The following is a 26,887-nucleotide window of genomic DNA, read 5'->3' as shown; positions in this document are numbered from 1 at the left end:
ACGTGGATCCGGGGCGTCACGAGATGCCCAGCTGGTTGTCGATGAGGTCGAAGATCTCGTCGTGTGTGGCGGACTCGATGCGGTCCGCGGTGACCCGGCCGTTCTCCTCTCCGTCGGGTTCGGCGGCTTCGAGGCGGGCCAGCACCTCGCGCAGCCGCTGGGAGAGCCGGTCGCGGTCGGGGGCGTCCGGCGCGAGGCCGGCGACCAGTTCCGCGAACCGGTCCAGCTCCGCGAGGGGCGCGGGAGCCGCTGTCTGTCGGCGCCGGCCGGTGGTCGCGACGAGGTGGCGGGCGAGTACTTCGGGGGTCGGGTGGTCGAAGACCATGCCCGCCGGCAGCCGTACGCCGGTCGCGGACGACAGCCGGTTGCGCAGCTCCACGCCGGTGAGGGAGTCGAAGCCGAGTTCCTTGAACGCCCGGGTGGGCTGGACCAGCTCGGGCGACGGGTGGCCGAGGACGGCGGCGGCGTGGCCGCGGACCAGGTCCAGGAGCGTGCGCTGGGCGTCCGCCTCGGACAGCCGGGCGAGCCGGTCCGTGAGCCCCGCGGCCTCCCCGCTGCCACCGCCGTTGCCGTTCGCCGCGGTGACCCGCCGACGGGGAGTCCGGACCAGACCGCTGAGCAGTGCGGGTACCTCCTGTCCGCCGCCGGCGCGCAGGGCGGCGGTGTCCAGCCGCGCGGCCAGCAGATAGGCGTCCTCGGCCAGGAGAGCCGCGTCGAACAGGGCCAGTCCTTCGGCCGAGGTCAGCGGGGTGACCCCGCTGCGGTTCATGCGCCGTAGGTCCACCTCGCCGAGATGGCCGGTCATACCACTGCGTTCCTCCCACATGCCCCAGCCGATGGACAGACCCGGCAGTCCCTCGGCACGGCGGCGCTCGGCGAGCGCGTCCAGGGCCGCGTTGGCGGCGGCGTAGTTGGCCTGGCCGCCACCGCCGAGCAGGGCGGCGGCGGAGGAGAACAGGACGAAGGCGGCCAGGTCGTCGTCGCGGGTCAGCTCGTGCAGGTTCAGCGCCGCGTCCGTCTTCGGGCGCAGCACGCGCTCCAGCCGGTCGGTGGTGAGGGAGGAGACCACGGCGTCGTCGAGCACACCGGCCGCGTGCACCACGGCCGTCAGCGGATGCGCGGCGGATATGCCGGCCAGGACCTCGGCGAGCCGGTCGCGGTCGGCGGCGTCACAGGCGACGACACCCACCTCGGCGCCGAGCGCGGCCAGTTCGTCGCACAGCTCGGCCGCACCGGGAGCCTCGGGACCGCTGCGGCTGGTCAGCAGCAGATGCCGGATCCCGTGTCCGGTGACGAGGTGCCGGGCCACCAGGCGGCCGAGGGTTCCGGTGCCACCGGTGATCAGTGCGGTGCCGTCGGGGTTCGGGGCGGTGGGCGTCAGCAGCACGTTCTTGCCGGTGTGCCGGGCCTGGCCGACGTATCGGAACGCCTCCGGGGCCCGGCGCACGTCCCAGCAGGTGAGCGGCAGCGGGGTGAGGGCGCCCTGCCGGAACAGGTCGAGGATCAGGTCGAGCGTCTCCGCGATGCGCTCCGGGCCCGCCTCCGCCAGGTCGTACGCCTGGTAGCGGACCCCGGGGTGGGCGGCGGCCACGGCGTCGGCGTCACGGATGTCGGTCTTGCCCATCTCCAGGAACCGGCCGCCGCGCGGCAGCAGCCGCAGGGAGGCGTCGACGAACTCCCGTGCCAGACAGTCCAGTACGACGTCGACGCCACGTCCGTCGGTCTCGGCGAGGAAGCGGTCGGCGAAGTCGAGGGTGCGGGAGGAGGCGATGTGGGCGTCGTCGAAGCCGAGGCCGTGCAGGACGTCCCACTTGCCGGGGCTCGCGGTGCCGTACACCTCGGCTCCGGCGTGCCGGGCGAGCTGGACGGCGGCCATGCCGACACCGCCGGCCGCGGAGTGGACCACGACCGTCTCCCCCGCCTTCAGGCCGCCCAGGTCGAACAGGCCGTAGTGGGCGGTGAGGAAGGCGATCGGTACGGAGGCGGCCTGGGCGTAGGACCAACCCGGCGGGATCGGGGCGAGGACGCGCCGGTCTGCGACCGCGACGGGGCCGAAGGCACCGCCGAAGACCCCGAACACCCGGTCGCCGGGGGCGATATCCGTAACCCCGGGGCCGGTCTCCAGGACGGTGCCCGCTCCTTCGCTGCCGAGGATCCGCTGGTTGGGGGCGAGGCCGAGGCTGACACCGATGTCCCGGAAGTTCAGACCGGCGGCGCGGACGGCCACCCGGACCTCTCCGGGGGCCAGCGGGGCGCTCGCCTCCGGGGAGGGCACGAGGGCCAGGTCGTCGAGACTGCCCCCACCGGTGATGTCCAGCCGCCAGGCCGGTTCGCCGGGCGGTGGCGTGAGCGTCCCGGAGCGTCCCGACCTGGCCAGCCGGGGCACGAGCGGGTTCCCGGCGCGTACGGCCAGCTGCGGCTCCCCCGCGCCGAGGGCCCAGCCGAGCGCTCGGGGCAGGGCGTCCGCCGACTCGGCGGTGTCGTCCAGGTCCAGCAGGACGAAACGGCCCGGGTGTTCGGTCTGGGCGGCCCGGACGAGCCCCCAGGCCGCGGCCTGCGCGGGGTCTGCCGGGTGTCCGCCGGGCCCGGTGGCGACCGCGTCGCGGGTGACGACCACGAGCGGGGCGTCACCCGAGCGGGGGTCCGAGGGCCACCGCTGTACGACGTCGAGGGTGGCGGCGGCGGTGTCGCGGACCCGGGCGGCCTCGTCGGGGCGGGTGCGGGCCGGGCAGGTCCAGACGACCGCCGTCGGTGCGCCGGAGCCCGGGTGGTCGTGGGACACCCAGCCGGTGAGCGGGGCGGTGGTCCTGGCGCTGCCGGGGGCCGGGGTCCAGTCCAGGCGGTACAACCCGTCCCGGCTCGCGGCAGCCGCGGCCGACAGGTTGGCGGACGGTGGGCGCAGGACCAGGGATTCGGCGGACAGGACCGCCTGCCCGGTCGGGTCCCAGGCGTCCAGGCTCACCGCGTCGGGGCCGGCCGGGCCGATCCGGATCCGCAGGGCGGACGCCCCGGTGGCGTGGGCGGTGACTCCGTTCCACGAGAACGGCAGCCGGGCCGGGCCGGGCCGGTCGCCGAGCAGCGCGGACGCCTGGAGGGCGCCGTCCAGCAGGGCCGGGTGGAGAAGGTAGCCGCCGCTGTCCGACTGCCGTTCGAGTGCGACCTCCGCGTACACGTCGGTGCCGTCGCGCCAGGCTGCGCGCAGCCCCTGGAAGGCGGGGCCGTAGCGGAAGCCGGCTTCGGCGAAGCGGTCGTACACTCCGTCCAGGTCGACGGGTTCGGTGCCGGCCGGCGGCCAGGCGGCGGGCGCGGGCGGGCCGTCGGAGCGGTCGCCCGGGGCCAGGGTTCCGGTGGCGTGCGAGATCCAGTCCGCGCCCGTGTCGGTCTCGGGCCGGGAGTGCAGGCCGAGAAGGCGCCTGCCGTCGGCGTCGGGCGGTCCGACGCGCAGCTGGATGTGGACGGCGTCCCGTTCGGGGAGGATCAGCGGGGCCTGCAGGGTCAGTTCGTCGACCAGGGTGCTGTCCACCTCGTCCGCGGCGCGCAGGGCGAGTTCGAGGAAGGCGGTGCCGGGCAGCAGGTTCGTCCCGGAGACGACGTGATCGGCGAGCCAGGGGTGTGTCCTGGTCGACAGCCGTCCGGTGAGCACCTGCTCCCCCGAGTCGGCCAGTTCCACGGCCGCCCCCAGCAGCGCGTGGTCCGTGGCACCCAGTCCGGCGGCGGCCACGTCACCGGTGCGGACGGGGGCGTCGAGCCAGTAGCGGGTGCGCTGGAAGGCGTACGTGGGGAGGTCCACAGGCCGGGGTTGTGCGTCCGCCGGCCGGGATGTCCCGCCGGTGCGGCCGAGGGCCGGGGTCCAGTCCACGGGGACGCCCTGGGCGTGGGCCTCGCCCAGCGAGAGCAGAAGCCGCTCCTGGCCGCCGTCGTCGCGGCGCAGGGAGCCGACCACCACTCCGGTGGACCCGGTGTCCTCCAGTACCTCCTGAACGGCCGGGACGAGCACGGGGTGCGGGCTCGACTCGACGAAGGTGGTGAATCCGGCGCCGGTCAGGGCCCGGACGGCGGGCTCGAACTCGACGGTGCCCCGCAGATTGCGGAACCAGTACTCGGCGGTGAGTTCGGGGCCCCCGATCCAGTCGGCCTCCAGGGTGGAGAACATCCGGGTGCCCGACGTGGTGGGGGCGATACCGGCGAGAACGCCGAGCAGTTCGTCCCGGAGAGTGTCCATGCCGGCGGAGTGGGACGCGTAGTCGACCTCGATGCGCCGGGCGCGTACACCGTCCTTCCCGCAGGCGTCGAGCAGTTCCGTCAGCGCCACGGTCTCGCCGGCGACCACGGTGGAGCGCGGGCCGTTCACCGCGGCGACCGAGATCCTCTCGCCCCAGGGGGCGAGCAGTTCGCGGACACGGTCGGCGGGCAGGGCCACCGAAGCCATGCCGCCGTTCCCGGCGACGGCTCGCAGCAGCTTGCTCCGCAGGGCGACGACCTTGGCGCCGTCCTCCAGGGTGAGCGCGCCGGCGACGACGGCGGCCGCGATCTCGCCTTGGCTGTGGCCGAGTACGGCATCGGGCTCGACCCCGTACGACCGCCAGACCTCGGCCAGCGAGACCATGACGGCCCACAGGGCGGGCTGGACCACGTCGACCCGTTCCAGGTCCGGGGCGGAGGCCAGAACACCGGTCAGCGACCAGTCGACGTGCGGGGCCAGGGCCCGTTCGCAGGCGGCCATGCGGGCGGCGAAGACCGGTGAGGAGTCGAGCAGTTCCAGTGCCATCCCGGTCCACTGGGCGCCCTGTCCGGGGAAGACGAACACGGTGCGGCCTACGGCGGTAGCGGTGCCCTTTGCCCCGGTGGCCAGGGGTGCGTCGGTGGCCAGCGCCCGGAGACCGGCGGTCAGTCGCTCACGGTCTCCGACGAGGACAGCGCGGTGGTCGTGGCGCGTGCGGGTGGTGGCGAGGGCGCGGCCGACGGCTGCGGCGCCGTGGTCCGGCCGGGCGTCGGCGTGGTCGGCGAGCCGTTCGGCCTGGGCGCGCAGTGCCTCGGGGGTGTGGCCGGAGACAACCCAGGGGACGGGGTGTCCTTCGGCGGCGGGCTCGGGTCCTTCTTCGTCTTCCGCCAGGTGCTCCAGTACCAGGTGGGCGTTGGTGCCGCTCATGCCGAAGGAGGAGACTCCGGCGCGACGCGGGCGGTCGGGGTCGGCGGGCCAGGAACGCTCCTCGGTCAGGAGTTCCACCGCGCCCGCCGACCAGTCGACCTGCGGGCTCGGCGCGTCCACGTGCAGCGTCCGGGGCAGGACCCCGTGCCGCATCGCCTCCACCATCTTGATGACCCCGCCCACCCCGGCTGCGGCCGAGGTGTGCCCGACATTCGACTTCAACGAGCCCAGCCACAGGGGCTCTTCACGGTCCTGGCCGTACGTCGCCAGGACGGCCTGCGCCTCGATCGGGTCGCCGAGCCGGGTCCCCGTGCCATGCGCCTCGACGACGTCCACGTCACCGGGCGACAGCCGGGCGTCGGCCAGCGCCGCCCGGATGACTCGCTGCTGCGAGGGACCGTTCGGCGCGGTCAGACCATTGCTCGCCCCGTCCTGGTTCACCGCACTGCCACGCACCACCGCCAACACCCGATGACCGTTGCGACGCGCGTCGGACAGCCGCTCCAGCAGCACCATGCCGACGCCCTCGCCGAAGCCGACTCCGTCGGCGGCCTCGGCGAAGGGTTTGGAGCGGCCGTCGGCGGCCAGCCCGCGCTGGCGGCTGAACTCGACGAACAGTTCGGGGCTGGACATGATGGTGACGCCACCGGCCAGGGCCAGGGCGCACTCGCCGGAGCGCAGCGCGCGCACCGCGAGATGCAGGGCCACCAGCGACGACGAGCACGCCGTGTCGACGGTCACCGCCGGGCCCTCCAGGCCCAGGACGTAGCTGACGCGGCCCGAGACGACACTGCCCGAGTTGCCGGCGCCGAGAAAGCCCTCGACCTCCTCGGGGATGTGGGGCAGCAGCCGGGCGGCGTAGTCCTGGTGCATCACCCCGACGAAGACTCCGGTGGCACTGCCGCGCAGTGTCGTCGGGTCGATGCCGGCACGTTCCAGCGTCTCCCAGGAGGTCTCCAGGAGCAGCCGTTGCTGCGGGTCCATCGCCAGGGCCTCACGCGGGGATATACCGAAGAAGCCCGCGTCGAACTCCCCCGCGTCGTACAGGAAGCCGCCCTCGCGCGCGTACGAGGTGCCGTGTCGCTCGGTGTCGGGGTCGTGGAGGGCGTCCAGGTCCCAGCCCCGGTCGGCGGGGAAGGCGTCGATGCCGTCGGTGCCGGCGGCGACCAGGTTCCAGAGGTCCTCGGGCGAGCGGACGCCGCCGGGGTAGCGGCAGCCCATGGCGACGACGACGATCGGGTCTCCTTCGGCCGCCGTGCCGCCACCGCTGGTGGTGCGGCCGGTGGTGGCGGCCGGGCGGGCGGTGTCCGCGCCGAGCAGTTCGCCGCCGAGGTGGGCGGCGAGGACCTCGGGGGTCGGGTGGTCGAAGACGAGGGTGGCGGGCAGCCGCAGCCCCGTGGCGTTGCTCAGCCGGTTGCGCAGGTCGACGGCGGCCAGCGAGTCGAAACCGAGGTCCCGGAAGGCGCGGCCGGCCTCGACCGCTTCGGGCGTCGGATGGCCGAGTACGGCGGCGACCTGACCGCGCACCAGGTCGAGGAGTTCGCGGCGGCGGCCCGGGGCGTCCAGGGCGGCGAGCCGTTCCGCCAACGGGCTCCTGTCATCGTCGGCGGCGGCGAGGGCGGCCTGCCGGCGGGCGGGCAGCCGGACCACGCCGTGCAGCAGACGGGGTACGGGTTCGCTCTCGGCCCGGGCGCGCAGCGCGGCGGTGTCCAGCCGGAGGGCCACCAGGAGCGGTTCGTCCACGGCGAGTGCGGCGTCGAGAAGAGCGAGACCCTGCTCGTCGGTCAGGGGCGGCAGGCCCGAGCGGGCGATCCGGCGGACCTCGTCGTCGCCGAGGTGGCCGGTCATCGCGCTGCGCCGCTCCCACAGCGTCCAGGCGATGGACCGGCCCGCCCGGCCCTGTGCCCGGCGGTGATGGGCCAGGGCGTCCAGGAAGGCGTTGGCAGCCGCGTAGTTGCCCTGCCCGGGGCCGCCGAAGGTGCCGGCGGCCGAGGAGAAGAGCACGAAGTCCGCCAGGTCCATGTCGGCGGTGAGCCGGTGCAGGTTGAGCGCCGCGTCGGTCTTGGGCCGCAGGACGGTGTCGACGCGGTCGGGGGTGAGGGAGGAGACCACTCCGTCGTCGAGTACTCCGGCGGTGTGCACCACGGCCGTCAGGGGATGCTCGGGCCGTATGTCCGCCAGGACTTCCGCGAGCCGTCCCTCGTCGGCCGCGTCGCAGGCGACGACGCTCACCTCGGCACCGAGCGCCGCGAGTTCGTCGCGCAGCTCGGCCGCGCCGGGGGCCTCGGGACCACTGCGGCTGGTCAGCAGCAGATGCCGTACGCCGTGTTCGCTGACGAGGTGCCGGGCTACGCGGGCGCCGAGCAGACCGGTGCCCCCGGTGATCAGGACGGTGCGATCGGGGTCCAGCGTCGGCGCCGGGTCGTTCTGTACGGGGATCCTGGCCAGCCTCGGTACGAGGATCTCGGTGCCGCGCACGGCGAACTGGGTCTCGCCGGTGGCGGTGAGCACGGCGGCGAGGGCGGCGGACACGTCGGCGTCCGGGTCGAGGTCGACGAGGTGGAGGCGGTCCGGGTGTTCGGTCTGCGCGGAGCGCACCAGCCCCCATACCGCGCTGTGCGGCAGGTTCGGCACGTCCGCGCCGGGCCGGGCCGCGATCGCGCCCCGGGTGACCAGGACGAGCCGGGCCCCCGTGAACCGGTTGTCGGCGAGCCAGTCCTGGAGGAGCGCGAGGGTGTCGTGCACGGCGGTGCGGGTGGTGTCGGCGAGCCCCTCGGCGTGGTCGTCGGGGGCCGTGCCGAGGTCGGCGAGGACGAACTCCGGCAGATCGGCGCCGGCTTGCCGGAGCTCGGTGAGGTCCGCGTAGGCGCTGACGTCCGGGGTGTCCGAGGCGGGGCCCAGGATCGCCCAGGAGGCCGAGGTGGGGCCGGGTACCGCGCGGACGGGTGTCCAGTCGAGGCGGAAGAGGGAGTCGTGGTGGCGGCCGGCGGCCGGGGCCATGAGGTTGCCGGCGGCGACCGGCCGCAGGGCGAGGCCCGTGACGGTCAGGACGGGCCGTCCGGCCTGGTCGAAGGCGTTCAGCGACACCGTGTCCGGTCCGGCGGGGGCGATCCGCAGCCGCAGACCGGTCGCGCCCTGTGCGTGGAGGACGGCTCCGGTCCAGGCGAACGGCATCCGGCCCTCGGCGGCCTCACCGAGGCCGGTCGCGTGCAGGGCGCCGTCGAGGAGCGCGGGATGCAGCCCGAACCGCGCGGCCTCCGCCCGCTGCTCCGGCGGAAGAGTCGCCTCCGCGTACACCTCCTCCCCCAACCGCCACGCCGCGCGCAGCCCCTGGAACGCGGGCCCGTAGGCGAAGCCGCCCTCCGTGAACCGTTCGTACAGTCCGTCCAGTTCCACCGGTTCGGCGCCCGTCGGCGGCCACGCCGCCGACTCGTCCCGTGCCGGGTCCCCGGCCGCCGGGACCAGCAGTCCCCGCGCGTGGCACGTCCACGGCACGTCGTCCGTGCCGTCCGGGCGGGCGTGCAGGCTCAGCGGGCGCCGCCCGTCCCGGTCGGGGGCGCCGACGGCGAGCTGCACGGCGACGCCGCCCTCCGTCGGCAGGACGAGCGGGGCCTCCAGGGTGAGTTCCTCGACCTGGCCGCAGCCGACCTGGTCGCCCGCCCGGACCGCCAGCTCCAGGAAGGCGGTGCCGGGCAGCAGGACGGCGCCCTGGACCGCGTGGTCGGCGAGCCACGGGTGGGTGCGGGTGGAGAGACGGCCGGTGAGAAGCAGGCCGTCGCCGTCGGCGAGGGCGACGACCGCGCCGAGCAGGGGGTGGTCGGCGGCGGCGAGGCCGGCCGAGGCCATGTCGCCCTGGGGCGCGGCGGCGTCCTCCAGCCAGTACCGGCTGCGCTGGAACGCGTAGGTGGGCAGTTCGGCCCGTTGGGTGCCCCAACCGGCGTAGGCGGCCCGCCAGTCGACGGGTACGCCGTGCACATACAGCTCGCCGACAGCGGTGAGGAACCTGTCCCGGCCGCCGTCGTCGCGGCGCAGCGTGCCGATGACCACGGCCTCCTCGGCCCCGGCCGCGCGGGCGGTCTCCTCGATCGGGACGGTGAGCACCGGGTGCGGGCTGACCTCGACGAGGACATGGTGCCCGGCGGTCAGCAGGGCGCGGGTGGTCTGTTCGAACTCGACGGTCTGCCGCAGGTTCCGGTACCAGTAGCCGGCGTCCAGGCCGGTGGTGTCGAACGGTTCGCCGGTGACGGTCGAGTAGAAGGGGATGTCGGAGGGGCGGGGGCGGATGCCGGCCAGGACAGTGAGCAGTTCGTCGCGGATGCGCTCGACGTGGGCGCTGTGCGAGGCGTAGTCCACGGGGATGCGCCGTACCCGGAGGTCGCGGGCGGTGAGTCGGTCGATCAGCTGGTCCAGCGCCTGCTGGTCGCCGGAGACGACCACGGAGGCGGGCCCGTTGACGGCCGCGACGGACAGGCGGCCGTCCCCGTCGGTCAGCAGGGCGCGGACCTCGTCGACCGGCAGCGGTACGGACGCCATGCCGCCGGCGCCGGCGAGCGCGGCGATCGCTTTGCTGCGCAGCGCGACGACCTGGGCGCCGTCCTCCAGGGACAGTGCTCCGGCGACCACGGCGGCGGCGATCTCGCCCTGGCTGTGGCCCGCTACAGCGGACGGTTCGACGCCGTAGGACCGCCAGAGCGCGGCCAGCGACACCATCACGGCCCACAGCGCGGGCTGGACCACGTCGACGCGGTCCAGCGGCGGGGTGCCGGGGGCGTCGCGCAGTACGTCGGTCAGGGACCAGTCGGTGTGGGGGGCGAGGGCGAGGGCGCAGTCGGCGATCCGCTCCGCGAAGACCGGGGCGGAGTCGAGCAGTTCGGCGGCCATGCCGGTCCACTGCGATCCCTGGCCGGGGAAGACGAAGGCGGTGTCGGCGCCGGGGGTGCCGGTGCCGCGCGGCACTCCGGGGTCGGGGGTGTCCTCGGCCAGGGACCGCAGACCGCGCAGGAACCCGTCCTCGTCTGCGGCGATGACGACGGCACGGTGTTCGAGGGCGGCCCGGGTCGTGGCCAGGGCGTGGCCGACGTCCAGGGGCCGCTGTCCGGGGTGGGCGGCGAGGTGGGCGGCGAGGCGGCGGGCCTGGGCACGCAGGGCCTCGCGGCTGCGGGCGGAGACGGGCCAGGGCAGGGCGGCCGGGAGGCCGGGCTCGGCGGTGGCGTCGGACGGGTCGGTCTCGCCTTGAGGAGCCGCCTCGGGCTCGGTGCCGGCCTGTTCGAGGACGACGTGGCCATTGGTGCCGCTGATGCCGAAGGACGACACGGACGCGCGGCGCGGGGCGCCGGTCTCCGGCCAGGGCACGGCCTCGGTGACCAGTTCCACGGCGCCGGCGGACCAGTCGACCGTCGGGGTGGGCCGATCGGCGTGCAGCGTGGGCGGCACCGTCCCGTGCCGCATCGCCATGACCATCTTGATGATGCCGCCGACGCCCGCCGCGGCCTGGGTGTGGCCCATGTTGGACTTCAGCGAGCCGAGCAGAAGGGGCCGGTCGGCGGGCCGGTCCTGGCCGTAGGTGGCCAGCAGCGCCTGTGCCTCGATGGGGTCGCCGAGCGGGGTGCCGGTGCCGTGCGCCTCGACCACGTCGACCTCGGCGGCGGTGAGCCCGGCGTCGGCGAGCGCCCGCCTGATGACCCGTTGCTGGGCGGGCCCGTTGGGGGCGGTCAGGCGGCTGCTCGCGCCGTCCTGGTTCACGGCGGTGCCGCGTACCAGGGCGAGCACGGGGTGGTTGTTGCGGCGGGCGTCCGAGAGGCGTTCGAGGAGCAGCATGCCGACGCCCTCGCCCCAGCCGGTGCCGTCGGCCCCGGCGGCGAAGGACTTGCAGCGGCCGTCGGCGGCGAGCCCGCCCTGGCGGCTCATCTCGACGAACGGCACCGGCGTCGACATGATCATGGCGCCGCCGGCCAGTGCCAGCCCGCACTCCCCCCGGCGCAGGGCCTGGGCGGCCAGGTGGAGGGCGACGAGGGAGGACGAGCAGGCGGTGTCCACCGTCACCGCCGGGCCCTCCAGGCCGAAGGTGTAGGAGAGGCGGCCGGAGGCGACGCTGTCGGAGTTGCCGTTGCCGATGTACCCCTGGATGTCGTCGGGGACCCGGCGCAGCCGCAGGGCGTAGTCCTGGTACATCACGCCGACGAAGACGCCGGTGTCGCTGCCGCGCAGCCCGCCCGGGTCGAGGCCGGCACGTTCGAAGGACTCCCAGGTGGTCTCCAGGAGCAGCCGCTGCTGGGGGTCCATGGCGAGGGCCTCGCGGGGCGAGATGCCGAAGAAGGCCGGGTCGAAGTCGGCGGCGCCGTCGAGGAATCCGCCTTCGGCGGCGTACGTCGTGCCGGGGCGTTCCCGGGTGGGGTCGTGCAGGGCGCCGAGGTCCCAGCCGCGGTCGGCGGGGAAGCCGGCGACCGCGTCGGTGCCGGAGGCGACGAGCTGCCACAGGTCCTCCGGGGAGGCGACCTGGCCCGGGTAGCGGCAGCTCATGCCGACGATGGCGACCGGTTCCTGCTGCTGGGCCTCCACCTCCTGCAGCCGCCGCCGGGTGCGGTGCAGGTCGGCGGCGACCCGCTTGAGGTAGTCGCGGAGCTTTTCGTCGTTCAGCGTGGCGTCAGTCACTGTGCACCGTCACCTTCGGGGCCTTCGAGCGGGCGGGCCCGGGCGTGGGGAGTCGCCGGGTCGCGGATGTGGGCGTGGGGTTCACGACATGCCGAGTTCGTTGTCGATGAACTCGAAGAGCTCGTCGTCGCTGGCCGTGTCCATCCGCTCCTCCAGGCGGTCCTCGGCCGCGTCACCGGTTCCCGGGCGCAGCCTGCCGATCAGTTCCTGGAGCCGGTTGATCAGCTCCGGTGCGGCCGTGCCGCTGTCCAGGGCGCCTTCGAGCAGGCCGAGTTCGGCCAGGCCTGCCGTGTCGGCGGGGTCGGGGCCGGTGTCGTCGGGGGCGAGTTCGAGGGCCAGTTGGCGGGCGATGGCACCTGAGGTGGGGTGGTCGAACAGCAGGGTGGCGGGCAGCCTCAGGCCGGTGGCGGCGCCGATCCGGTTGCGCAGCTCGACGGCGGTGAGCGAGTCGAAGCCCAGTTCCAGCAGCCCTCGTTCGGCGTCGACCGAGGCGGGACCGGGGAAGCCGAGCACGATGGCGGCGTGCCCGCGCACCAGGTCGAGCAGGGTGCGTGCCCGTCGGTGCTCGGGCTGTCCGGCGAGGGTCCGCAGAAGCATGTCGGCCGCGTCCGGTGCCGCTTCGCCCTCCGCCGCGCTGCGGCGCGCGGGCGGGCGTACGAGGCCGCGCAGCAGAACGGGGACGCCGCCGGCGTCGGTCTGGGCGGCCAGGGCGGTGGTGTCGAGCCGCAGGGGCAGCACGACGGGCTCACCGGTGGCGGTCGCCGTGTCGAACAGGGCGGCGCCCTCGGCCGGGGAGAAGGCGATGATGCCGCCCCTGGCGATGCGCCGGAAGTCGGCCTCGTCGAGGCCGCCGCTCATGCCGCCCTTGTTGGCCCACAGGCCCCAGGCGAGCGACGCGGCGGGCAGGCCGAGTGCCCGGCGGTGGTGGGCCAGCGCGTCCAGGAAGGAGTTGGCCGCCGCGTAGTTGCCCTGCCCCATGCCGCCGAAGATTCCGGCGATGGAGGAGAACACGACGAACGCGGACAGGTCCATGCCCTCGGTCAGTTCGTGGAGGTTCCAGGCCGCGTCGACCTTGGGCCGCAGGGCGGTGTCCAGCTGGACCGGCGTCATCGCGTCCACGACACCGTCGGCGATCGTTCCCGCGGCGTGCACCACGGCGGTCAGTGGATGCTCGTCGGGCAGTGAGCCGAGCAGCCGGGCCAGCGCGTCCCGGTCGGCGGCGTCGCAGGCCACGATCTCCGCATGGGCGCCCAGTGCGGCGAGGTCGACGACCAGGTCGGCGGCGCCCTCGGCGGCGGGTCCCCGGCGGCTGGTGAGCAGCAGGCGCTTCACCCCGTGGACGGCTGCCAGGTGACGGGCGAGCACGGAGCCGATGGCGCCGGTGCCGCCGGTGATCAGAACCGTGCCGGGGCGCCCCCAGTCGGGCGTCTCCGGTTGCTCGGCGGCGGGTACGCGGGCCAGTCGGGCGATGTGCGCCCGGCCCTCGCGCAGCGCGAGTTGGGGCTCGCCGCCGGCGACGGCGGAGACGAGAGCGTCCTGCGAGGCGTCGTCGAGGTCGGCCAGGACGAAGCGGCCCGGGTTCTCGGTCTGCGCGGACCGCACCAGCCCCCACACGGCGGCGTGGGTCAGGTCCGGCGCACCGTCGTCGGCCGTCACCGGTACCCCGCCCCGGGTGACGAGCACGAGCTTGGCGTCGGCGAACGTGTCGTCGGCGAGCCAGTCCCGTACGAGGGCGAGCGTGCGGCCGGTCACGTGCCGTACGGCGTCGGCCTGTCCCAGTCCGGCCGGTGCGGCGGGGACATGGGCGAGGACGACCGCGGGCGGGGTGACGCCCCCGGCTGCCCCTGCTCCCCCTGTCCCCTCCGCTCCCCCGGTGACCGCGCGGGACAGCGCTTGGAGGTCGGGGGCGGAGCGAGTGATGCCGTGTGCCGCCCAGTCGGTCGCCTCGGCGCCGATGACGGCCCACCCGTCGGGGGTGGCGGCGGTCGGCCTGGGCAGCGTGGGCCACTCGACGCGGTACAGGTCGTCGTGGTGGGCGGTCCGGGCGGCGCGTACCTGGTCGGGGTTGACCGGGCGGAGCACCAGGGACCGGATGGAGGCGACCGGTTGGCCGGCGGTGTCGGTCGCCCGCACCGATACCGCCTTGTTGCCCGCGGGCGTCAGCCGGATGCGCAGGGCGCGGGCGCCGGAGGCGTGCAGCTGTACGCCGTTCCAGGAGAACGGCAGCCATCCTTGGGTGGTTCCTTCGAGGACGCCGAAGATCAGCGAGTGCAGGGCGCTGTCGAGGAGCGCGGGATGCAGCCCGAACTTCGCGGCCTCGGCCTGCTGTTCGGCCGGCAGGCCCGCCTCCGCGTACACCTCGTCGCCGAGCCGCCACACCTCGCGCAGTCCCTGGAAGACTGGCCCGTATCCGAAGCCGCCCTCGGCGAACCGCTCGTACAGTCCGTCCAGTTCCACGGGTTCCGCTCCGGCCGGCGGCCAGCTCATGGACTCGGCCGGTTCGGTCTCCTCGGTGGTGGGGACGAGCAGTCCCCGGGCGTGGCACGTCCACGCCGCGTTGTCCGTGTCCCCCGGCCGGGTGTGGACGCTGACCGGGCGGGCGCCGGTGGCGTCCGGGGCGCCGACGGAGAGCTGCAGCGCCACCGAGCCCCGGGCGGGGATCACCAGCGGGGCCTCCAGGGTGAGTTCCTCGACCTGGCCGCAGCCGACCTGGTCGCCCGCCCGTACCGCCAGTTCCAGCAGGGCGGTGGCGGGGAGCAGGGCGGTGCCGAAGACGCCGTGGTCGGCCAGCCACGGGTGGGTGCGTACGGAGAGCCTGCTGGTGAACAGGACTCCGTCGGTGTCGGCGAGCGGGACGGCGGCGCCGAGCAGCGGGTGGTCGGCCGGGAGGATCCCGGCGGCGGCCATACCGCCGGCGGCTGCCGTCGCCTCCAGCCAGTAGCGCTCACGCTGGAAGGCGTAGGTGGGCAGTTCGACCTGCCGGGCCGTCCCGGTGGCAGCGGCGGTGGCTTCCATGACCTTGGGCCAGTCCACGGCCGTGCCGCGCACGTGCAGGTGGGCGAGGGCGTCGGTGACGGCCCGGGTCTCGCTGCGGTCCTTGCGCAGCAGCGGGACGAGCTCGCCCGCGGCCGCCGGGTCCCCGAACTCGGACCGGTCGTCGTCGGCGAGGCAGTCGCGTCCCATGGCGGTCAGCGAGCCGTCGGGACCGAGTTCGAGGTAGGTCACGGTGCCTTCGGCGGCGAGGCAGCGCATGCCGTCGTGGAAACGCACCGCCTCCCGGACGTGGCGCACCCAGTACTCGGGCGAACTCAGTTGTTCGGGGGTGGCCGGTTCGCCGGTGACGTCGGAGATCAGCGGGATGCGCGGTGCCCGGAAGTCCAGGCCCTCGGCGACCCGCCGGAACTCGTCGAGCATGGCGTCCATGTGCGGCGAGTGGAACGCGTGACTGACCGTGAGTCGTCGGGCCTTGCCGCCCCGGCCACGCCACTGTGCGGCGATGTCGAGGACGGCGTCCTCGTCGCCGGAGACGACGACGGAGGCCGGACCGTTGACGGCGGCCACCGCGACCCGGCCCTCGTAGGGGCTCAGCAGCTCCGCGACCTCCGCCTCGGACGCGGTCAGCGCGACCATGGCGCCGCCCTCGGGCAGTGCCTGCATCAGCCGGCCCCGGGCCGCGACCAGCGCGGCGGCGTCGGGCGCCGACAGCACCCCGGCCACATGGGCGGCGGCAAGTTCGCCGATCGAGTGCCCGAGCAGCAGGTCCGGTACCACGCCCCAGTGCTCGACGAGCCGGAAGAGGGCGACCTCGACCGCGAAGAGGGCCGGCTGGGTGTACTCCGTGCGGTCCAGCAGGGCCGCCGCGTCCGAACCGGCCGGGGCGAAGACCACCTCGCGCAGCGGCCGGTCCAGCAGGGGGTCCAGCTCGGCGCAGATCTCGTCGAAGGCGTCCGCGAAGACGGGGTGGCGGGCGTACAGTTCGGCGCCCATTCCGGGGCGCTGGCTGCCCTGTCCGGCGAAGAGGAACGCGGTCCTGCCCGCCACGGCCGTGCCCTGGGTGACGCCGGGTGCGTCGCCTGCGGTGGCGAGGGCCTTCAGGCCGCCGATCAGCACCTCGCGGCTGTCGCCCACGACGGTGCCCCGGTACTCGAAGGTGCCGCGGGCGGTGGCCAGTGTGTACGCGATGTCCGCCGGGCGCAGGCCGGGACGGGCGTCGGCGTGTTCCAGCAGCCGCTGGGCCTGGGCCTTCAGAGCGGGCCCGCTACGGGCCGACAGCAGCCAGGGCAGGACGACCCCGTCACCGTCGTCGCCCGTCCCGGTCGCGTCGGCGTTCTCCGGCTCCGCCGCGCCGTCCGCGACGTACTCGTCCGGCACGTGTTCCAGAATCGTGTGCGCGTTGGTGCCGCTGACGCCGAAGGACGAGATCCCGGCCCGGCGCGGACGGCCGTTGTCCGGCCACGGGGTGTCCTCGGTGAGCAGTGACACCGCGCCCGCCGACCAGTCGACGAAGGGGGTCGGCGCATCGACGTGCAGGGTCCGGGGCAGGACCCCGTGCCGCATGGCCAGCACCATCTTCTGCAGGCCCGCGATACCGGCGGCGGCCTGGGCGTGTCCCATGTTGGACTTGAGGGAGCCCAGCAGCAGCGGCCGGTCGGTGGGCCGGTCCTGGCCGTACGTCGCCAGCAGGGCCTGCGCCTCGATCGGGTCGCCGAGCCGCGTGCCGGTGCCGTGCGCCTCCACCGCGTCGACGTCGGCGCTGCCGAGCCCCGCGGAGGCGAGTGCCTGGCGGATGACCCGCTGCTGGGAGGGGCCGTTGGGTGCGGTGAGCCCGTTGCTCGCGCCGTCCTGGTTGACCGCGGAGCCCCGCACCAGGGCGAGCACCGGGTGGCCGTTGCGCCGTGCGTCCGACAGCCGTTCCAGTACGACCATGCCGGCGCCCTCGGCCCAGGCGGTGCCGTCGGCGGCGGCGGCGAAGGGCTTGCAGCGGCCGTCGGCGGCGAGTCCGCGCTGCCTGCTGAACTCGATGAACGCGCCGGGGGTGGACATCACCGTGACACCGCCGGCCAGCGCGAGGGTGCACTCGCCGGAGCGCAGCGCCTGGGCCGCGAGGTGCACGGCGACGAGCGAGGACGAGCAGGCCGTGTCGACGGTGACCGCCGGGCCCTCCAGGCCGAAGGTGTAGGAGATACGGCCCGAGGCGACGCTGCCGGCGCTGCCTATGCCGAGGTAGCCCTCGGTCTCCTCGGTGGGCTGCTGGACGCGGGAGCCGTAGTCGCGGTAGCTGGAGCCCACGAAGACCCCGGCCCGGCTGCCCTTCAGCGTCGCCGGGTCGATTCCGGCCCGTTCGAACGCCTCCCAGGAGATCTCCAGGAGCAGCCGTTGCTGCGGGTCGATGGCCAGTGCCTCACGCGGGGAGATACCGAAGAACGCCGGGTCGAAGTGGTCCGCGTCGTGCAGGAACCCGCCCTCGCGGGCGTAGGTCCGGCCGATCTTGTCGGGGTCGGGGTCGTACAGCTCGTCGAGGTCCCAGCCACGGCCGGTGGGGAACTCGGTGATGGCGTCGGAGCCCGACGTCACCAGCCGCCACAGCTCCTCCGGGGTCGTGACTCCCCCGGGATAGCGGCAGCTCATCGCGACGACGGCGATGGCGTCTTCCTCAACCAGCGCGGACGGCGCGGACGGTGAGCCGGACAGCGCCGGTGCCGAGGCCGGTGCCACTGCCGTGCCGCCCAGTTCGGACCGTACGTGGTCCACCAGGGCGGTGACCGTGGGGTGGTCGAAGACCAGGGTCACCGACAGCCGCAGCCCGGTGACCTCGGAGAGGCGGTTGCGCAGGTCGACGGCGGTGAGCGAGTCGAAGCCGAGGTCCTTGAAGACCCGGTCGGGGTCGATGCCGGCGGGGTCGGCGTAGCCGAGGACGGAGGCGACTTCGGTGCGGACCAGGCGGGTCAGTTCCTCCTGCCGTTCCTGCGCGGTCAGTGCCGCGAGGCGTCCGGCGAGGGAGTCACCTTCCGTGTCCTGCCGGTCGGCTCCGGCGGCGGCCAGGATGTCGCGGGCCTCGGGCAGGTCACGCAGGATCGCGCTGGGCCGCAGCGCGGTGTAGGCGGGCGCGAAGCGGTCCCAGGCGAAGTCGCAGAGCACCAGCCTGTTCTCGGCCCGGTCCAGGGCCTGTTCGAGGGCGGTGACGGCCAGTTCGCAGTCCATCGGCGGGAGGCCGTTGCGTACGAGCCGTTCGCGGGCGGAGTCGGCGGCGCTGTCGCCCGCCCAGAGGCCCCAGGCCACGGCGGTGGCCGGCAGGCCGAGTGAGCGTCGCTGTTCGGCGAGCGCGTCGAGGAACGCGTTGGCGGCGGCGTAGCTGCCCTGTCCGGTGCCGCCGAGGGTGCCGGCCAGCGAGGAGAACAGGACGAACGCGGTCAGGTCCAGGTCGCGGGTGAGGGTGTCCAGGTTGCGGGCGGCGTCCATCTTGGGGCGCATGACGGCGGCGGCCCGTTCGGGGGTGAGGGTGTCGAGGACGCCGTCGTCCAGGACGCCGGCGGCGTGCACGACGGCGCGCAGGGGCCGGTCCTCGGGGATGTCGGCGAGCAGGGCGGCGAGCGCGTCCGGGTCGGCGGCGTCACAGGCGGCGACCCGGGCCTCGGCGCCGAGGTCGGCAAGTTCGGTGACGAGTTCTGCGGCGCCGGGTGTGCCGGGGCCCCGGCGGCCGGTGAGCAGCAGGTGCCGGGCGCCGGTGCGGGCGAGCCGGCGGGCGACGTGGGCGCCGAGGGCGCCGGTGCCGCCGGTGATCAGTACGGTGCCCTCGGGCTTCCAGCCGCCCGGTGTCGTCGCCTCGGCAGGCAGGGCCCGGACGAGCCTGCGTCCGTAGACCCCGGAGGGCCGGACGGCGACCTGGTCCTCGCCGTCGAGGCCGGCCAGTACGGCCGCGAGCCGGCTGCCGGCGCGGTCGTCCGGGTCGGCCGGCAGGTCGATCAGTCCGGCCCAGCGTTCCGGGTACTCGACGCCCGCCACGGCGCCGAGCCCCCACAGGGTGGCCTGGGCCGGCGCGGTGAGGGCGTCGGAGCGTCCGACGGACACCGCGCCGCTGGTGGCGGACCACAGCGGGGCGTTGATCCCGGCGTCGCCGAGCGCCTGCAGCAGGGTGGTGGTGAGGGCGAGTCCGGTCGGCAGCGCGGAGCCGTCGGCGTACGGGGTCTCGGCGAGGGCGAGCAGGGAGAGCACGCCGCCGTCGGGGGTGGTCAGGGCGCCCAGCCGGGCGGCGAGTACGGCCCGGTCGGCGTCGGCGGTGCCGACCTCGACGGGTACGGCCGAGGCGCCGTGCCGTTCCAGGGCCCGTAGCGCGCCCTTCACCACCGGGTCGGTGGCCGCGCCCGCCGGTACGACGACCCACCAGGTGCCGGTGAGGACGGGTGTGCCGGGGGCGAGGTGCAGGGCCTTGAAGGTGACGCGGTAGCGCCAGCCGTCGATGGTGCCGCGTCCTCGGCGTCCGCGCTGCCAGTCGGCGAGTGCGGGGAGCACACCGCCCAGGGAGTCGCGGGCGGTCTCGTCCTCGTCCGGCAGGTTCAGGGCGGTCGCGACGGTGCGGAGGTCGCCGCGCTCGACGGCGTCCCAGAAGGCGGTGTCGGCCGGCTGCGCACTGCCCTGGGTCCCGGTTGCCTCGGTGTGCGTGGCGGTGGGTTCCAGCCAGTACCGCTGCCGCTGGAAGGCGTAGGTGGGCAGTTCGACGGGGCGGGCGCCGGCGCCGGCGAACACGGCGCGCCAGTCCACCGGGACGCCGTGGACGTGCGGCCCGGCCAGCGCGGTCAGGAACCGGTCGGGGCCGCCGTGGTCGGTGTGCAGGGTTCCGGTGACGCGTCCGGCGACGTCGGCGGCCTCCAGGCTCCGCTCGATCCAGACGGTCAGCACCGGATGCGGGCTGGCCTCGACGAAGGTGTCGTGCCCGGCGTCGATCAGCGCGGCGACGGTCTTGTGGAACTCCACGGGCTCACGGAGGTTCCGGTACCAGTACTCGGCGTCCAGGGCCGTGGTGTCCAGGGCCTCCCCGGTCACGGTGGAGTAGAAGGCGATCGGGGAGCGGCGCGGTGAGATCCCGGCGAGCGCGTCCAGCAACTCGTGGCGCAACTCGTCCACCTGGGGCGAATGCCCGGCGAACGTCACGCCCGGGATCATCCACCGCATCACGCCGTCCTCGGACAGCTGCTCGCCGAACTCCTCCAGGGCCTGCGGGTCGCCGGAGACGGTCACGGAGGAGGGCCCGTTGACGGCGGCGACGGACAGCTTCTCGCCCCAGGGCACGAGGCGTTCGCGTACGTCCGGGTCGGGGAGGGCGACGAAGAGCATCGCGCCCCGGCCGACCAGTGCGGTCAGGATCCGGCTGCGCAGGGCGACGACCTTGGCGCCGTCCTCCAGCGACAGCGCCCCCGCCACCACGGCGGCCGCGATCTCACCCTGGCTGTGCCCGACCACGGCCGACGGCTCGACACCGTACGACCGCCACAGCGCCGCCAAGGACACCATCACGGCCCACAACACCGGCTGCACCACATCAACCCGGTCCAACGCCGGCGCACCTGGCTCATCGCGCAGCACAGCGGTCAACGACCAGTCCACATACGGCGACAACGCCCGCTCGCACTCCGCGACGCGCGCCGCGAAGACAGGAGCGGTATCGAGCAGTTCCACCGCCATCCCCACCCACTGCGAACCCTGGCCCGGGAAGACGAAGACGGTCCGGCCGGGGGTGGTGGCGGTGCCGCGCACCACGGCGGGGTTCTTCTGTCCGGCGGCTAGTGCGGCCAGACCGGTCAGCAGGGTGTCGCGGTCGGTGCCGACGACGACGGCACGGTGCTCGAACGGGGACCTGGTGGTGGCCAGCGTGTGGCCGACGTCGACGGGCGTCAGCTCCGGACGGTCCGTCAGCCGTGAGTGCAGCCGCGCGGCCTGCTCGCGCAGCGCCTCCGGGGTCCGGGCGGAGAGCGGCCACGGCACGGCGGCCCCGAGCGAGCTCCCCGCAGGTGCGTCGTCCGGCTCCTCGTCGTTCGGCTGCTCGGGGGGCTGCTCGATGATCACGTGGGCGTTGGTGCCGCTGAGTCCGAAGGAGGAGACGCCGGCCCGGCGCGGGTGGCCGTTGCGGGTCCACGGCCTGGGCTCCGTCAGGAGTTCCACGGCGCCGGCCGACCAGTCGACGTTGGGGGTGGGCTCGTCGGCGTGCAGGGTGCGGGGCAGTACCTCGTGGCGCATCGCCTGGACCATCTTGATGATCCCGGCGACGCCCGCGGCGGCCTGGCTGTGCCCGATGTTGGACTTCAGCGAGCCCAGCAGCAGCGGCCGGTCGACGGGACGGTCCTGGCCGTACGTCGCCAGCAGCGCCTGCGCCTCGATCGGGTCCCCGAGCCGCGTTCCCGTGCCGTGCGCCTCCACGACGTCCACCTCGGCGGGTGGGACGCCCGCGCCGGCGAGCGCGCTGCGGATGACCCGCTGCTGCGCCAGGCCGCTGGGCGCGGTCAGCCCGTTGCTGGCGCCGTCCTGGTTGACCGCCGAGCCCCGGACGAGGGCCAGGACGGGGTGGCCGTTGCGGCGGGCGTCCGACAGCCGTTCCAGCAGAAGCAGTCCGATGCCCTCGGCCATGCCGAAGCCGTCGGCGCCGGCGGCGAAGGACTTGCAGCGGCCGTCGGCGGCGAGGCCGCGCTGTCTGCTGAAGCCGGTGAAGGACAGCGGGGTGCCCATCACCGTCGCCCCGCCCGCGAACGCCAGCGTGCACTCGCCGGAGCGCAGTGCCTGGGCCGCCAGGTGGACGGCGACCAGGGAGGACGAGCAGGCCGTGTCGACGGTGACGGCCGGACCTTCGAGGCCGAGGGTGTAGGCGATACGACCGGACAGGATGCTGGTGGAGATACCGGCGATGAGATGGCCCTCCACCTCCTCGGGGACGTCGCTCAGGCCGCCGTAGCCCTGGTAGGCGGCACCGGCGAACACGCCGACCTGGCCCCCGCGCAGGGCGGCGGGGTCGATACCGGCCCGCTCCAGGGCCTCCCAGGACGTCTCCAGGAGCAGTCGTTGCTGCGGGTCCATGGCCAGCGCCTCGCGCGGCGAGATGCCGAAGAAGGCGGGGTCGAACTGACCGGCGTCGTAGAGGAATCCGCCTTCGGCGCTGTAGGTGGTGCCGGGCCGGTCGGGATCGGTGTCGTACAGGCCGTCCAGGTCCCAGCCCCGGTCGGCGGGCAGCCCGGAGATGACGTCCCGGCCCTCGTCGACGAGCCGCCAGAGGTCCTCCGGGCTCCGGACGTCGCCGGGGTAGCGGCAGCTCATGGCGACGATGGCGATCGGGTCGTCGGCGTCGGCGCGCACATGGGCGGGGACGGCCGGCAGAGCCGGGGCGACGGTGTCGGGGCCGAGGAGTTCCTCGCGCAGATGCCGGGCGAGCGCGGCGGCCGAGGCGTAGTCGAACAGGACCGTGAGCGGAAGGCGCAGGCCGGTGGCCGCGTTCAGCCGGTTGCGCATCTCCACGGCGGTCAGCGAGTCGAAGCCCAGCTCCCGGAAGGCGCGTTCGGGGGCGATGGCGTCGGCGGACCCGTGGCCCAGTACGCCTGCCGCGTGACCGCGTACGAGGTCGGTCAGCAGGCGGTCGCGGTCCGCCGGCGGCAGGTCCGCCATCCGGTCGCGCAACGAGGAGGCGGTCGCGTCGCCGACCTCGCCGGGGGCGGTCTCCTCGGCGAGTGCGCGGCGGACCTCGGGCAGGTCGCCGATGAGCGGGCTGGGCCGGGCCGAGGTGAAGACGGGGGCGAAGCGGTCCCAGTCGACGGCGGTGACGAGGACGACGGTCTCGTCGTCGGTCAGGACCTGCTGGAGGCCGGTCAGCGCGACCTGGGGGGCCATGAAGGGGATGCCTCGGCCGCGCAGCTGCTCCTCGACGAGGTTGGCCGCCATGCCCGCGCCGCCCTCGGGGTCCCAGATGCCCCACACGACGGAGGTGGCGGTGCGGCCCCGGGCGCGGCGCCGGTCGGCGAGTGCGTCGAGGTAGGCGTTGGCGGAGGCGTAGGCGCCGTGGTCGGCGCTGCCCCAGACGCCGGAGATGGAGGAGAACAGGACGAAGGCTTCCAGGTCGTCCCGGTCGAAGACGGCGTCGAGGTTCTCCGCGCCGGCGACCTTGGCGTAGAGGATGCCGGCGAACTCGTCGGGGTCGGTGTCGGACAGCGGGACGAGTTGGCCGGTGCCGGCGGCGTGGATGACGGTCCTGATCCGGGAGCCGTCCTGTTCGAGCCCGGCGACCAGGTCGGCGAGCCGGTCGCGGTCGGCGACGTCGCAGGCGGCGACGGTGACCCTGGTGCCGAGCGCGGTCAGCTCGGCGGCCAGGTCGGCCGCGCCGGGGGCGTCGGCGCCCCGGCGCCCGACCAGCACGAGGTGTTCGGCGCCGCCCTCGGCCAGCCTGCGCGCGAGGTGCGCGCCGACACCGCCGGTGCCGCCGGTGACCAGGACGGTGCCGCGCGGCTGCCAGGCGTCGGTGCCGACGGGCGCGGCGGGGGCCGCGCGGACCAGCCGTCTGCCGTATGTGCCGGAGTGGCGTAGGGCGACCTGGTCCTCGCCGGCTCCGTCGGTCCGGCCGGCGAGGATGCCGCACAGCCGGGCGGCGGTGCGCTCGTCGAGCGTGTCGGGCAGGTCGACGAGACCTCCCCAGCGCTGCGGGTGCTCCAGCGCGGCGCATCGGCCCAGGCCCCACACCAGGTGCTGTCCGGGGCTGGTCACCGCGTCGTCGCGGCCCGTCGTGACCGCTCCCCGGGTGGTGGACCAGAGGGGTGCGGTGACCCCGCTGTCGCCCAGTGCCTGTACGAGGGTGAGGGTGAGCGCGGTTCCGAGGGGGAGGTGGGGGTGACGGGGGTGCGGGCGTTCGTCGAGGGCGACGAGGGAGAGGACGCCGGAAACCGGGCCCGGCCCGGCTGCCGCCGCCTCGGACAGACGTACGGTCAGCGCGGTCCGGTCCGTGTCGGCCTCGGTCAGGACGACCGGTACGGGGACGGCTCCGGCCTCGCGGAGCGCCCGGAGGACGGCTTCCCGCGACGGGTCCGCGTCCGTGCCGTCGGTGACGGCGACCAGCCAGGTGCCGGTCAGGGTGGCGGTGCGGCCGGCCGGGGCGTCGGCGAGGGGCCGCCAGTCGATCCGGTAGCGCCAGGAGTCCACGGTCGCGCGTTCGTCGCGCCGTCTGCGCCAGTCGGCCAGGGCGGGCAGTACGACGGTCAGCGGGTCGTCGGCGCTGACGCCGAGCGTGGTGGCGAGCGCCGGGAGGTCCTGCCCGCCGACGCTCTTCCAGAAGGCCGCGTCCGCGGGGTCGGCGACCGCGCCCTCCGCTTCGACCGAAGGGCGCTCCAGCCAGTACCTGCGTCGTTGGAAGGGGTACGTGGGCAGGTCCACGGCGTCGGTCGGGTGCCCGGCGAGCAGGGTGTCCCAGTCCGGCGCGAGTCCGCCGGTGTGGGCCTCGGCGAGGGAGAGCAGGAAGCGGTCCAGGCCGCCCTGGTCCCGGCGGAGGGTGCCGACGGCGACGGCGTCGGACTCCTCGGCCTCGGCCGTCTGGCTGATGCCGACGGTGAGCACCGGATGGGCGCTGGACTCGACGAAGTACCGGAAGCCCTGGGCGAGGAGGGTCCGGGTGGCCTCCTCGAAGCGCACCGTCCGGCGCAGGTTGCGGTACCAGTACTCGGAGTCCAGCGCGGCGGCGTCCTGCCAGCGCAGGTCCACGGTGGAGAAGAACGGCACCCGGCCGGTCACCGGCTCGATGTCCGCGAGGCTTTCCAGGATCCGCTCCCGGATCTCCTCGACGTGCGCGGAGTGTGAGGCGTAGTCGACGGGGATGCGACGGGCCCGTACGTCCTCGGCCTGGAGCTGGGCCACGATGCCGTCGATCGCCTCGGTGTCGCCCGACAGCACGGTGGCGGCCGGGCCGTTGGCGGCGGCGACGGAGAGCCGGCCGTCCCACTGGGCGAGCCGGTCGGTCAACTCCCCCGGCGGCAGCGGCACGGAGGCCATCGCGCCCCGTCCGGCCAGCGTGACGATCGCCTGGCTGCGCAGGGCGACGACCTTGGCGCCGTCCTCCAGGGTGAGGGCCCCGGCGACGACGGCCGCGGCGATCTCGCCCTGCGAGTGGCCGAGGACGGCATCCGGCTCCACCCCGGCGGAGCGCCAGAGCGCGGCCAGCGAGACCATCACGGCCCAGAGCACCGGCTGGACCACGTCCACCCGTTCCATGGCCGTCGCGGAGGTCAACGCCTCGGTCAGGGACCAGTCGACGTGTGGGGCCAGAGCCTGTTCGCATTCGGCCATGCGGGCGGCGAAGACCGGTGAGGAGTCGAGCAGTTCGAGCGCCATGCCGGTCCACTGGGATCCCTGGCCGGGGAAGACGAACACGGTACGCCCTGCGGGTCCCGCGAGACCGCGGGTCACGTTGGCTGCCTCGCTCCCGGTCACCAGTGCGGTGAGTCCCGTACGGAAGGCGTCCCGGTCGCCCGCGACCACTACGGCGCGGTGTTCCATCGGCGTACGGCCGGTGGCGAGGGCCCGTGCGACGGCGCCGGGGCTCAGGCCGGGCTCCGCCTCGACAAGGGAGAGCAGCTGCCGGGCCCGCTCGGTGAGCGCGTCCTCTCCGCGCGCGGAGAGGATCCACGGCACCAGCGGCAAGGGGGCGCCGGTCTCCGGGACTTCGGCGGGGGTGCTGTCCTCGGCGGGCGGCGCCTCTTCCAGGATCACGTGGGCGTTGGTGCCGCTCACCCCGAACCCGGACACGGCGGCGCGACGGGGTCGGTCGGGGTCGGCGGGCCAGGAACGCTCCTCGGTCAGGAGTTCCACCGCGCCCGCCGACCAGTCGACCTGCGGGCTCGGCGCATCCACGTGCAGCGTCCGGGGCAGCACCCCGTGCCGCATCGCCTCCACCATCTTGATGACCCCGCCCACCCCGGCAGCGGCCGAGGTGTGCCCGACATTCGACTTCAACGAGCCCAGCAGCAGCGGCCGGTCGGCAGGCCGGTCCTGGCCGTACGTCGCCAGCAACGCCTGCGCCTCGATCGGATCCCCCAGCCGCGTCCCCGTGCCGTGCGCCTCCACCGCGTCCACGTCACCGGGCAGCAGCCGGGCGTCGGCCAGCGCCGCCCGGATGACTCTCTGCTGCGAAGGACCGTTCGGCGCGGTCAGACCATTGCTCGCCCCGTCCTGGTTCACCGCACTGCCACGCACCACCGCCAACACCCGATGACCGTTACGGCGCGCGTCGGACAGCCGCTCCACCAGCAGCACGCCGACGCCCTCGGACCACGAGGTGCCGTCGGCCCCGGCCGCGAAGGCCTTGCAGCGGCCGTCGGGGGCCAGGGCGCGCTGACGGCTGAAGGCGACGTAGGGGTCGGGGTGCGGCATGACGGTGACGCCGCAGGCGAAGGCGAGGTCGCACTCGCCGGAGCGCAGCGCCCGTATCGCGAGATGCAGAGCGACCAGCGAGGACGAGCACGCCGTGTCGACGGTCACCGCCGGGCCCTCCAGGCCCAGGGTGTAGGAGATCCGGCCGGAGATCACGCTGCCCGCGGTTCCGGTGTGGAGCAGGCCCTGGACGTCGGACTGGTCGCGTGAGCCGTCGCCGTAGCCGTTGGTCATGGCGCCGACGAAGACGCCGGTCGCCGTGCCCTTCAGGGCCGCCGGGTCGATGCCGGCGCGCTCCAGCGTCTCCCAGGAGGTCTCCAGGAGCAGTCGCTGCTGCGGGTCGGTGGCGAGGGCCTCGCGCGGCGACATGCCGAAGAACGCGGCGTCGAACTCCCCGGCCTCGTGCAGGAATCCACCGTGCCGGGTGTAGGAGGTGCCGGGCCGGTCCGGGTCCGGGTCGTAGAGGTTGGCCGTGTCCCAGCCCCGGTCGGCCGGCCACTCGGAGATGGCGTCGGTGCCGGAGGAGACCATGTCCCACAGCTGTTCGGGCGTGTCGGCGCCGCCCGGATACCGGCAGCTCATCGAGACGATCGCGATCGGCTCGTGCCTGGCGTCCTCCTCCTCGCGCAGCCGCTGACGCGCCTGTCCGAGGTCCGCGGTCGCCCGCCTGAGGTACTCAAGAAGCTTCTGTTCGTCCGGCAT

General features: G+C 74.7%; 2 protein-coding genes. Both read right to left on the bottom strand.

Features of this window, described 5'->3' with window-relative positions; genetic code table 11:
* Positions 1–16: 16 nt before the first annotated feature.
* Positions 17–11,800 carry an SDR family NAD(P)-dependent oxidoreductase gene (locus PV734_RS03490; protein ID WP_319288729.1) on the bottom strand — a complete coding sequence of 3,928 codons (11,784 nt, stop codon included), beginning with the start codon at positions 11,798–11,800 and terminating at the stop codon, positions 17–19.
* A gap of 81 nt (positions 11,801–11,881) precedes the next feature.
* The gene (locus PV734_RS03485) at positions 11,882–26,887 is read right to left on the bottom strand and encodes a type I polyketide synthase (protein WP_319288728.1); all 15,006 of its coding nucleotides are present in this window, start codon (positions 26,885–26,887) and stop codon (positions 11,882–11,884) included.

This window comes from Streptomyces sp. AK08-02, from assembly GCF_033795085.1.
In the GTDB taxonomy this organism is placed as follows: domain Bacteria; phylum Actinomycetota; class Actinomycetes; order Streptomycetales; family Streptomycetaceae; genus Streptomyces; species Streptomyces echiniscabiei.
This window is presented reverse-complemented; position numbering and strand designations above follow the sequence as displayed.